We start from the raw sequence: 10,900 nt of genomic DNA, 5'->3' as shown, positions 1-10,900 counted from the left end.
GTGCGAAACCGCATCGAACGGAGAGATTTCATGAAGGGAACCAAACGGGCGATGCTCGGCGCCGCGATGCTGGCGCTGGCGGCGTCCGCCGCACCGGCCCAGGCGCAGGACGCCGAGGCCATCGTCAAGGCGCGCTGCGCGTCCTGCCACGAACGCCTGCCCGACGGCTCGATCAACCGCATCAGCCACCAGCGCAAGACGCCGGAAGGCTGGGCGATGACCATCTTCCGCATGACGCAGATCCACGGCGTGCAGATCACGCCGGACGAGACGCAGACGCTGGTGCGCTGGCTGGCCGACAACCAGGGTCTGGCGCCGGAGGAGTCCGCCCCCTACCGCTATGTGCTGGAACGCCAGCCGGCGGTGGTGGAGACGCCGGTGACCGAGGGCGACCTGCAGACCATGTGCGCGCGCTGCCACAGCTTCGCCCGCATCGGCCTGCAGCACCGCGACGCGCCGGAGTGGCGCAAGCTCGCCCACTTCCACCTGGGCCAGTGGCCGACCACGGAGTACCAGGCGCTGGGCCGCGACCGGAAGTGGTGGGAGATCGCCTCCACCGAGGTTCCCGAGCGCCTGGGCAAGATGCAGCCCCTGAAGACCGCGGCGTGGGACGCCTGGAAGGGGGCGGCAAAGCCCGACCTGTCCGGCACCTGGGCGGTGGCCGGCCACCGGCCCGGCAAGGGCGCGCACGGCGGCACCGTCACCGTCACCAAGAAGGGCGACGGCTACACCACCACCTACACCCTCACCGACGCGGGCGGGCAGCCGATCACCGGCAGCGGCACGGCGGTGGTCTACACCGGCTATGAGTGGCGCGGCACGCTGACCATCGGCAACGAGACGTGGCAGGAGGTGCTGGCCGCCTCCAAGGACGGCTCGCGCATCGCCGGCCGGGTGTTCCTGGCGGCGCATGACGAGGTCGGCGCGATGGTCGAGGGTGTCAAGGTGCAGCCCGGCACGGCGGTCATCGCCGGCGTCAGCCGCACGCACCTGAAGGCGGGCGAGACCGCGCGCATCACCGTTTGGGGAGCGGGCCTGTCCGGCAACGTCAGCTTCGGCCCCGGCGTCACCGCCAAGGTGGTGTCGCAGAGCCCGACCGCCGTCGTGGTGGACGCCACCGCCGAGGCCGGCGCCGCCGTGGGGGCGCGCACCGTCACCGTCGGCACCGCCACGGCCGCCGGGCCGGTGGTCTACAAGGCGGTCGACACGGTGAAGGTGGAGCCGGACTACGCCATCGCCCGCGTCGGCGCCAACGGCGGCCCCGTCGCCCCGGTGACCGCGCAGTTCGAGGCGGTCGGCTACCTGAACGGTCCCGACGGACAGCCGGGCACGGCGGACGACGTGCGCCTGGGTGCCCTGCCGGCCGACTGGTCGCTGGAGCCCTTCAACGAGCCGGCCAAGGTGATGGAGGACGTGAAGTTCGCCGGCACCATCGACAAGAACGGCCTGTTCACCCCGGCCGCCGCCGGTCCCAACCCCGCGCGCGTCTTCGGCACCAACAACGTCGGCGACCTGAAGGTGGTGGCCGCGGTGAAGGATGGCGGCAACGCCGTGCAGGGCGAGGGGCGCCTGATCGCCACCGTGCAGCGGTGGAACGATCCGCCGATCCGCTGAAGGGGAGGTACCGCATGACCACGCTTCATCTGGCGCACGACGACGTGCGCGACCTGCGCGTCGGCGACCGCCGCATCCTGTTCCACGTGCCCACCAGCGGCCTGTTCGAGATGGACGAGCTGAGCGGCGAGCTGCTGGACCTGTTCGCCGAGCTGGGCGGTGTGGGCGAGGAGGACGTCCGCAAGCGCTTCGAGGGCCGCGTCGATCCGGCGCGCGTCGCCGAGACGCTGCGCGAGCTGATGACGCTCCGCATCATCGACGAGGGGCTGCCGAAGCCGGGCCGCAAGCCCATCGAGATCGAGCAGTTCCCGTTGAGCACCGTGGTGCTGAACGTCAACACCGGCTGCAACCTGTCCTGCACCTATTGCTACAAGGAGGACCTGACCACCCCCGCCAAGGGCGAGCGGATGGAGTTCGAGACCGCCGCCCGCAGCGTCGACCTGCTGTTCCAGGAAGCGGCGTCGCGGGAATCGGTCAACGTCGTCTTCTTCGGCGGCGAGCCGCTGACCAACCTGCCGCTGATCCGCGAGGTCGTCGCCTATGCGGAAGAGAAGGGGAAGGCGGCCGGCAAGCGGGTGGACTTCTCGCTGACCACCAACGCCGTCCTGCTGACCGAGGAGATCGTCGACTGGCTGGACGAGCACCGGTTCGGCATCACCGTCAGCATGGACGGGCCGAAGCCGCTGCACGACCGCAACCGCAAGACCGTCGGCGGCAAGGGCAGCTACGACGTGGTGGCGGCGAAGGCCCGCATGCTGCTGGCCCGTTACCGCTCGCGGCCCGTGGGGGCGCGCGTCACGCTGACGGCCGGCGTCACCGACGTGGTGGGCATCCACAACCACCTGAAGGACGAGGTGGGCTTCTTCGAGGTCGGGTTCTCCCCCGTCACCTCGGGCGCGGTCAGCCTCTTCAACCTGTCGGGCGACGAGCTGGCGGAGGTGTTCGAGGGCATGAAGGCGTTGGGCCGGGTCTACGTCGATGCCGCCAAGCGCGGCGAGAACGTCGGCTTCGCCAACATGCACCAGCTGATGACCGACCTGACGGAAGGCACGTCCAAGGCGCTGCCCTGCGGGGCGGGCCTGGGCATGCTGGCGGTGGACAAGGCGGGCGACCTGCACCTCTGCCACCGCTTCGCGGGGTCCAAGCAGCCGACCTACGGCAACGTCGACACGGGCATCGAGAAGGAAAGCCTGGGGGCGTTCCTGGAGGGGATGGCGAACCGCACCGGCACGGCGTGCGAGACCTGCTGGATCCGCAAGCTGTGCGCGGGCGGGTGCTATCACGAATCCTACGCCCGCTACGCCGACCCGGCGCACCCCACCTACCACTACTGCAACCTGATGCGGGACTGGATCGACTTCGGCATCGGCGCCTACGCCGAGATCATGGTCGCCAACCCCGACTTCTTCGAACGGCACGTCGCACCGCGGAGGGCGAAGTCATGAAGCACCTGAAGCCCATCAACAAGAAGGCCACCCTGGTGGAGCAGGCGGTCGACGGCGGCCGGATCGAGGAGGTGGTGGCGATGCAGACGGTCGTCGGCTGCGCCGCCACGCTGGATCCGGGGTGGGAGGTCGACCCCTTCGGCAGCGTCGCCGCGTTGTGCGCGCCGATGGAGGCGGACCTCTACGGCTGTTCCGACCCGTGCTGGTGGCCCGCACAGGTGCCGGACACCATCAACACCTACCCGGACTGGAACGCCAAGGCGCCGTCGGCGCAGAACGACTGGCGCGTGCTCCAGTCCGTGTTCCCGAAGAAGTGACGAGGGCCGGCTTATGAAGAAGCTTCTCTGCGGCCTTGCGGCCGTTGCCTTCCTCGCCGCCGGACCGGCGGTGGCGAAGGATTACCTGATCGCCGGCGTGAAGCCCAACAAGCTGGTCGTGATCGATCCCGCCGCCCGCAAGGTGGACAAGCTGATCGAGATCCCCGGCCCCGGCATCGCCCCCGGCACCATCGTGCCCGCCCCGGACGGCAAGGTGGCCTACGTCGTCACCAACCGGCTGGAGAGCATCTCCGGCCTGGACCTGGCGACGGGCAAGGAGGTGTTCCGCGCCGACTTCGCCACGCCGAACGTCCGCACCAAGGCCATGTTCGCCGTGGACGTCAGCCCCGACGGCAAGGAGCTGTTCGTCATGCAGTCCCCGGTCAAGCTGGGGCTGGGCGAGTACGAGGTGCAGGACACGCAGATCGCCGTCTACAACACCGCCGACGGCGTAGGTGCCAAGCCGGTGCGCGTGCTGAAGGCACCGCGCCGGCTGGTGATGTTCGCCTTCGCCAAGGACGGCAAGTCGCTGTGGGCGCTGGGCTGGGACCTGTACCAGATCGACCCCAAGACCGGCGCCATCCTGCAGACGCACAAGGTGCTGAACTGGGAACGGCCGAACTTCAACCCGCCGGACATCCTGGACGTCTGGCCGCAGTTCGAGCAGGCGGGCGTGTTCTCCACCCCGTACTTCACCTCGCGCAGCGACCTGCCGCCCACCGACCCGTCGGCGTTCAAGACCGGCATCCTGACGCTGGACCTTGAGAACGGCAAGGTGGACATGAAGGACTTCGAGGACACCAGCGTGGTGATCTTCTCGTCCGTCGTGAACCCCGCGCGCAAGACGGAGGTGTTCTCCGTCTACTCGCAGCTGTCCAAGATCGACGCGGAGAAGGGCGAGCTGGTCAAGCGCATCGACCTGCCGCACACCTACTACGCCATCAACGTCTCGGCCGACGGCAAGGAGCTGTATGTCGGTGGCACCATGTGCGACATCGGCGTGCATTCGCCCGAGACGCTGGACCGTCTGGCGACCATCGAGATCCCCGGCTGCCCCGACCAGGGCGTGGCGTCGCTGAGGATCGCGAAGCGGTAGGGTATATCTCTCCCTCCCTCGCCTCCGGCGGGGGAGGGCAGTTTTGCTTAGGGATACTCATGCACCCCACCCCGTTCCGTTGGGCCTTCGGCTATGTCCGGCCGCGGTGGAAGCCGCTGGCGGCGGCGTTCGCGCTCTCCATGGCCGGGGTGGGGTTCTCGCTGGCGCAGCCGTGGCTGACCAAGCTGATCATCGACGACGCGCTGCTGGCCGGCGACGCCCGGCTGCTGGTGACGCTGGCGGGCGCCATGCTGGGCGTGGGGCTGGTGTCCACGCTGCTGTCGGGCGCCAACCGCTGGCTCTACGTGCGCGCCTCGGCCGAGGTGCTGTTCGACCTGCGGGAGAGCCTGTACCGGCATCTGCAGACGCTGCCGCCGCGTTTCTACGCCACCCGGTCGGCCGGCGACGTGATGAGCCGGCTGGACGGCGACATCGCCGAGGTGCAGCGCTTCGTCGTCGACGCGCCGCTGTCGGCGGTGAATTCCATCATTACATTGGCGGGTGCGGTGGTGCTGATGGCGCTGCTGGACCCGGCGCTGACGCTGGTGGCCTTCCTGCTGCTGCCGGCGCAGATCCTGTTCCTGCGCCGCACCCGGCCGTGGATCGAGCGCACCACCCGCGCGGTGCGCGAGCGTTCCGCCGACATCACCGGGTTCCTGGTGCAGCGCCTGTCGGCCATGAAGCTGATCCAGGCCACCGGCGCCGGGGGGCAGGAGGCGGCGCGGCTGGGCGGGCTGGACCGCACGTTCCTGGGCGCCCTGATGGGACAGCAGATGGCCTCCTTCACGGTGGGCAGCGTGCCGGCGCTGATGACGTCGGCCAGCAACGCCGCCGTGTTCGTGTGGGGCGGTATCCGCGTGATCGAGGGCGACCTGTCGCTGGGCACGCTGATCGCCTTCACCGCCTACCTCGGCCGCGCCACCGGGCCGACGCAGGGGCTGCTGGGCCTTGCCGTGGCGGTGCAGCGGGCGCGCGTGTCGCTGGAACGCGTGCGCGCCCTGTTCGACGAGCGGCCGGCGGTGACCGATCCGCCGAACCCCGTGCCGATGCCGCGCGGGGGCGGGGCGCTGGAGCTGGAGGGCGTGGCCTTCGCGCACGAGGCCGGGCGGCCGGTGCTGCGCGGCGTGTCGCTGCGCGTGCCCGCGGGCGCGAAGGTCGGTATCGTCGGGCCGTCGGGGGCCGGCAAATCGACGCTGGTGGACCTGCTGCAGCGGCACTACGACCCGGACGCGGGGCGGATTTTGCTGGACGGGGTGGACCTGCGCGCCGTGCGCCTTGCCGATTTGCGGGCGCGGGTCGCCGTGCTGGGGCAGGAGGCGCCGTGGCTGCCGGGCAGCATCGCGGACAATCTGCGCTTCGGCCTGGGCGACGTGGACGCGGCGGTGCTGCGCCGGGCGGTGGAGGCGGCGCAGATCGCGCCGTGGATCGACGCCCTGCCGCAGCGACTGGACACGCCGATGGGGGCGTGGGCTTCCGCAATTTCCGGCGGGCAGCGGCAGCGGGTGGCGCTGGCGCGGGCCTTGTTGAGCCGGCCGGACGTGCTGATTTTGGACGAGCCGGTGTCGGCGCTGGACGCCGAGGCGGCGGAGCGGATGGCGGCGGCGGTCGATGAACTGTTCGCCGGGCGCACGCGCATCGTGATCAGCCACCGGGCGGAGGCGCTGGCGGGCTGCGCCGCCGTCTACCGGCTGGACGGCGGCGTGCTGCGCGCCGAACCGCCGGTGCGGGAGGTGGCATGAGGATCGCGCTGGTGGACAGCGGCATTGGTGACGCATCGGCCGTGGCGCGCGCCGCCTTCGCGCTGGGCGAGACGGGCGTGGAGGTGGTGGCGCCGCGCGCCGACCCGATCGGCCACGGCACCGCCATCGCCGCCATCCTGCGCGCCGCCGTGCCGGACGCCGGATTGATCGACGCGCAAATCTTCCTGACCGGGCCGGCGACTTCCGCCGCGCAGGCGGCGGCGGCGCTGCGCTGGGCGGTGGAGCAGGGGGCGCAACTGGTGGGCATGAGCTTCGGCCTGCCCGCCGACCGCGCGGTGCTGGCGGGCGCGGTGGCGTGGGCGGCGGAACGCGGCGTGGTGATGGCGGCCTCCGCACCCGCGCGCGGCGGGATGGTGTGGCCGGCGGCCTACCCGGCGGTGATCGCGGCCAGCGGCGACGCGCGCTGCGCGCCCGGCGAGGTGTCGGTGCTGCCCGGCCTGTTCGGCGCCTGCCCGCGCCGGCTGGATGAGCTGGAGGGGCCGCCGCGCGCCGGTGGGGCGAGCCTTGCCGTGGGGCACCTGCTGGCCGTGCTGGCGCAGGGCGGGGTGACCGGGCACGCGGAGGCGGTGGCGCACCTGCGGCGCGTCGCGCGCTGGCACGGGCGGGAGCGGAAGATACTTGATGGCTGAACGGGTTGTGCTGGCCGTTGCGGCGCTGCTGCTGGCCTGGGCTCTGGTCGGCGGGCGGCGGGGGCCGGCGGTGCTGGCGGCGTGCGTCCTGGTGGCGCTGGCCGGCGATTTCACGCTGCGCTTCCTGCTGGATGACTTCAGCGTGCGGCAGGTGTGGCTGTACGGCGCGCCGCAGCTGGCGTGGTACGTCAAGGCGGCCGGGCTGTGGAGCGGGGAGGAGGGCACGCTGCTGCTGCTCGCCGCGCTGTCGGCCGTGGGGGCCGCGCGGCTGACGCGGCGGCCGGGATGGGGCGGGCGCGGGGCGCTGGCGGTGGCGCTGCTGTTCACCGGTGCCGCCGTCGCCTGGGACCCGTTCGCCGCCACCTCGGCGGCGGAGCTGGCGCAGAAGCCGTTCGTCGGCGGCAACCTGCACCTGCGGCGCGTGTGGATGCTGCTGCACCCGCCCTTCATCTTCGCGGCCGGCACGCTGTTCCTGCTGCCCTGGGCGGCGGCGCTGGAGGCGCTGGTGCGCGGCACGGGTGGATGGCGGGACATTGCCGCCGTGTGGGTGCGGGCGGGGTGGTTCGTGCTGTCGCTGGGCCTCGCGTCCGGCATGTGGTGGGCGTACGAGGACTTCACCTTCGGGCAGTTCTGGCACTGGGACCCGGTGCAGACCTCCATCTTCCTGGTGTGGGCCGCGGCGACGGCGCACCTGCATGTGCTGAACGCCTATCGGCCGGACGGGGCGTACGCGCGGCTGCACCCGGCGGTGGGGCTGGGCACGGGCGTGCTGGTGCTGCTGTCCATGGTGGTGACGCGCAGCCCGCAGCTGGCCTCCTCTCACCGGTACGTGGGGGAGACCTCGCTGCCGGTGCTGACGGCGGCGATGGCGGTGCTGGCACTGGCGCTGGTGGGTGGGGTGGGGTGGAGCCTGCGCCGGACGGTGCCGCGCACGGGACCGCGCCCGCAGGGGACGATGACGCTGGCGGCATTGGCGCTGCTGGCCTGCGCCGGGGTGGCGGGGGCCTACCTGGGGCAGGCGTACCTGGGCGCGGCGCTGGGCTGGGCACGGCCGGCGGAGCTGAAGCCGTTCTACGAGACGCTGGCCCGCTTCACCGCGCCGGCCGAGCTGGAGACCCTGCGCCAGGCGTTCGCGCAGTGGGAGCCGAACCCGTTCGCCATCAACAAGGCGCTGGCGGCGGTGGGGGCGGTGGTCGGGCTGATCGGGTTCCACCACTTCGTGCCGCTGCGCGGCCGGCGGCGCTGGCTGGCGACGCTGGGGGCCGCGGCGGTGCTGGCGGCCGGCGTGGCGTGGGGTGGCGGGCTGTTCGCGCGGCTGTACACGGGCGACGGCATGACGTCGGGGCGCACGGTGGCGTCCTTCGCGCTGCTGGACGCGCTGGTGGTGGCGCTGGCGGGGCTGGCGGCGGCGCTGGCCGGCTGGGCATGGCGGCGGCTGCGCGCGGGGGCGCCGGCGCGGGTGGCGTTCGGGCACGTGGTGCCCATCGCCGTGCTGCACGTGGGCGTGGTGGTGGCGCTGGCCGGGCTGCTGGTCGCCACGGTGCTGGACACCTATTCGCAGCGCATCCTGGCGTGGCCGCGCGACTTCGACCGGCCGCAGCCGTTCGCCGACGGCTTTACCGTGGCGATCGGGCTGGGCGCGCCGCAGTCGCTGCCGGACGGGCTGCGCTCGGTGGCCGAGGTGCGCATGACGCTGGCCGAGCACGGGGAGGTGCTGCTGGAGCGCACCGGGCACGCGGTGGCGCTGGAAGCCGTGGGCACGGCGGCGGGGGCGGCCGGGCAGGGGGCGGTGCGGCTGATGTGCGAGATACTGGATTACCGTTACGCCCGCTACGCGGCGGGCAAGGATCGCCTGCTGGATCCGTTCCTGCACCGCGGGCTGTGGCGCGACGTGCAGGTGTGGGTGCCGCCGGTGGGCCATGGGGACGGTATCGCCGACGTGCCGGTGGTGGTGAAAACCTTTCCGCTGGCGTCGTGGGTGTGGGTGGGGTTGGTGCTGGTGCTGCTGGGCGCGGCGGCGGCCGGGTGGCGGGCCGTGGCGGGACGGCGCTGACGTTGGGTTTTGCGGCTGGCGCCTCAACCCAACCTACGGCGCCACGACGGACCCGTAGGTTGGGTTGAGCGTCCGCGAAAACCCAACGTCATGCAGGCGTCAGAACTTCGCCAGCGCGATCACCTCGAACAGCGTCGTGTCCTTGTCGCGGCCGAAGAGCTGCTTGCCGCCTTCGCCCGGGCGCAGCCAGCCGAAGACGCCGCTGAGCGTCAGGTTCTCGGTGGCGGCATAGTCGGCGATGAGGTTCAGTTCGTTGCCGAAGTGTTTGCTGGTGAGGCCGGCCGGGGTGCGGTCGAAGTTGAAGACGTAGTAGAGCGCGCTGAGCGTCAGCTTCTCCGTCGGCTGCACGGCGGCCGAGAGGGTGTGGACGTTCAGGTTGGAGTTGCTGAGGTAGTACTGGCCGGTCAGCTCGCCCTGGAACCACGTGCCCCAGCCGCGCGCCATGCCGTAGTGCAGCGGGTCGTACGCCTCGCTCTTGGCCGTGCCGGGCTTGTCGCCGCTGAAGTGCGAATAGCGGTAGCCGACCTTCGGCGTCCAGGTGACGGAGGACAGCCTGTAGGCGGCCTCCCCGTACCAGGCGCGGGCGTTCACCTCGGCCCCGGCGCGGTCGTTGTGCTGGGTCACGAACTCGCCGGCCAGGAACAGGTCGGAGACGGCGGGGATGAAGTTGCCCTGGGCGCGCACGCTGAACACCCGCAGGCCGTCGCGTGTGGGGATGTTGGACTCGTCGATGCGCAGGAAGCTGCCGCCGACGACGTTCTTGCCCTCCGCCCCGCTCTTCCAGTCCAGGTTCACGCCGTAGATGACGTCGGAGCCGCTGTCACGGTCGCTTTTCAGGCGGAAGAGGTCGAGCTGCACGGGATCGACCTTGATCCGCGCGATGGCCGCCGGCTGCCAGCCGTTGCGCGGGGCCAGCCAGTAGGCGCCCTCGCGCCCGAATTCGAAGTTGCCGTCGGCGATTAGGAAGCCGTCGCCGATGACGTAGGGCTGCCGGCCGAAGGACAGGTCCAGCACGTCCTCGCCCAGGCCGCCGAACAGTTTGCCGGAGCGCCAGCCGACGTAGGCGTGGTCGAGGTTGAACTTGCCTTCCTCGCGCTGCACGAAGCCGCCGGCGTCGCCGTCGCCGATGGTGGCGGCCCCCACCACGCGCACCCCGCCGTAGAGCGTGCCGGCGGCCCCGGTGTCGATGGTCAGCGCGGCGCTGGGCGCCACGAAGCCTTCACCCCAGGTCGGGCTGCGGTCGACGTTGCCGTTGGGCCGGGTGACGCCGGTCCCGAAGTAGGTGTTGCCGACGTGGAAGAGGCCGGCGCCCGCCGTGGCGCCGACGTCGAACTTGATCCCATCCTTCTCGTACACCGTCACGTCGGCCAGCGCCGGACCCGACAGCGCCCCGGCCAGCAGCGCCGCCCCGAGTGCTGCGCGCGCGTGTTTCACGTTCCCCATGGCACCTCTCCGATTCTTCGTTCGTGAAAGTCTTTTTTGGGGCTGCATCGCTGCAGCTTCCGGCGACTGTACGGGGACGGCGCGCCCACGAACTATCCGGAATGCGAACGCGGCGGGCGAAGTGATGATGAAATTGCCGTGCTGATCCGGCCATGTGTGGCCGCGGTGCCGTGTAATACGGCAAAGCTGATTTTTTGTGCAGTGCAAAAGAGCGAGGTGAAATGCGGCGGACAAGCCCGAATGCTGGCGCGGCGTGCTCGCTTCCTGGGCATCAGATCATAGTTTTGCGGGGTGCGGGGCCTTCCTCACCAAGACTATCCGATTTGCGAAATGGATTTGGATACGACTTATTTTTGATTGACACCACTATGCATTGCCGCCCAACAATTTCATGCGATCGGATGTCGGCCGGGAGGGGGAGAGGTGGTCAACGCGGAGCCGGTGCGGCTGCAAACCGAGGTCACGCACGACGTGTGCGACCAGGAGCACGCGCTGCCCGGCTGGACCCAGGATTACCGGCAGCTCGCCCCCGGCCGCTTCGTC

Annotated in this window: 8 protein-coding genes; 7 read left to right on the top strand and 1 reads right to left on the bottom strand. The window is 71.2% G+C overall.

Features of this window, described 5'->3' with window-relative positions:
* Positions 1 to 30 precede the first annotated feature (30 nt).
* Genes peaA through ccsA form a run of 7 tightly spaced genes read left to right on the top strand, consistent with a single transcriptional unit; the run spans position 31 to position 8,914 of the window.
* The gene (gene peaA, locus VED21_RS01235; protein ID WP_324880483.1) at positions 31 to 1,614 is read left to right on the top strand and encodes a quinohemoprotein amine dehydrogenase subunit alpha; all 1,584 of its coding nucleotides are present in this window, start codon (positions 31 to 33) and stop codon (positions 1,612 to 1,614) included.
* 14 nt (positions 1,615 to 1,628) lie between these two features.
* Complete coding sequence (peaB, locus tag VED21_RS01230; protein ID WP_324880482.1) at positions 1,629 to 3,059, top strand: quinohemoprotein amine dehydrogenase maturation protein; 1,431 nt, start codon at positions 1,629 to 1,631, stop codon at positions 3,057 to 3,059.
* Positions 3,056 to 3,376 carry a quinohemoprotein amine dehydrogenase subunit gamma gene (qhpC, locus tag VED21_RS01225; protein ID WP_324880481.1) on the top strand — a complete coding sequence of 107 codons (321 nt, stop codon included), beginning with the start codon at positions 3,056 to 3,058 and terminating at the stop codon, positions 3,374 to 3,376. Before peaB ends, qhpC begins: the two co-directional genes overlap by 4 nt.
* Positions 3,377 to 3,389: 13 nt before the next feature.
* Positions 3,390 to 4,472 (top strand): quinohemoprotein amine dehydrogenase subunit beta, encoded by a 1,083-nt coding sequence (gene peaD, locus VED21_RS01220; RefSeq protein WP_324880480.1) that lies wholly within the window; start codon positions 3,390 to 3,392, stop codon positions 4,470 to 4,472.
* A 59-nt stretch (positions 4,473 to 4,531) separates the two neighbouring features.
* On the top strand, positions 4,532 to 6,211 hold the full coding sequence (locus VED21_RS01215; RefSeq protein WP_324880479.1) for an ABC transporter ATP-binding protein: 1,680 nt from the start codon (positions 4,532 to 4,534) through the stop codon (positions 6,209 to 6,211).
* Complete coding sequence (gene qhpE, locus VED21_RS01210; protein ID WP_324880478.1) at positions 6,208 to 6,861, top strand: subtilisin-like serine protease QhpE; 654 nt, start codon at positions 6,208 to 6,210, stop codon at positions 6,859 to 6,861. Before VED21_RS01215 ends, qhpE begins: the two co-directional genes overlap by 4 nt.
* The gene (gene ccsA, locus VED21_RS01205) at positions 6,854 to 8,914 is read left to right on the top strand and encodes a cytochrome c biogenesis protein CcsA (protein ID WP_324880477.1); all 2,061 of its coding nucleotides are present in this window, start codon (positions 6,854 to 6,856) and stop codon (positions 8,912 to 8,914) included. Before qhpE ends, ccsA begins: the two co-directional genes overlap by 8 nt.
* A 99-nt stretch (positions 8,915 to 9,013) precedes the next feature.
* On the opposite strand, the gene VED21_RS01200 is transcribed toward ccsA, so the two are convergent.
* Positions 9,014 to 10,357 (bottom strand): alginate export family protein, encoded by a 1,344-nt coding sequence (locus VED21_RS01200; RefSeq protein WP_324880476.1) that lies wholly within the window; start codon positions 10,355 to 10,357, stop codon positions 9,014 to 9,016.
* Positions 10,358 to 10,900 lie beyond the last annotated feature (543 nt).

This window comes from Azospirillum sp., from assembly GCF_035627195.1.
GTDB lineage: Bacteria > Pseudomonadota > Alphaproteobacteria > Azospirillales > Azospirillaceae > Azospirillum.
The sequence above is the reverse complement of the archived record's forward strand: the minus strand, read 5'-3'. Positions and strand labels throughout refer to the sequence as shown.

Excerpts from the sequence above, each read along its gene's own strand:
- qhpC (WP_324880481.1), top strand. The coding sequence starts at position 3,056 with ATGAAGCACCTGAAGCCCATCAACAAGAAGGCCACCCTGGTGGAGCAG.
- ccsA (WP_324880477.1), top strand. The coding sequence starts at position 6,854 with ATGGCTGAACGGGTTGTGCTGGCCGTTGCGGCGCTGCTGCTGGCCTGG.
- qhpE (WP_324880478.1), top strand. The coding sequence starts at position 6,208 with ATGAGGATCGCGCTGGTGGACAGCGGCATTGGTGACGCATCGGCCGTG.
- VED21_RS01215 (WP_324880479.1), top strand. The coding sequence starts at position 4,532 with ATGCACCCCACCCCGTTCCGTTGGGCCTTCGGCTATGTCCGGCCGCGG.
- peaB (WP_324880482.1), top strand. The coding sequence starts at position 1,629 with ATGACCACGCTTCATCTGGCGCACGACGACGTGCGCGACCTGCGCGTC.
- peaA (WP_324880483.1), top strand. The coding sequence starts at position 31 with ATGAAGGGAACCAAACGGGCGATGCTCGGCGCCGCGATGCTGGCGCTG.
- VED21_RS01200 (WP_324880476.1), bottom strand. The coding sequence starts at position 10,357 with ATGGGGAACGTGAAACACGCGCGCGCAGCACTCGGGGCGGCGCTGCTG.
- peaD (WP_324880480.1), top strand. The coding sequence starts at position 3,390 with ATGAAGAAGCTTCTCTGCGGCCTTGCGGCCGTTGCCTTCCTCGCCGCC.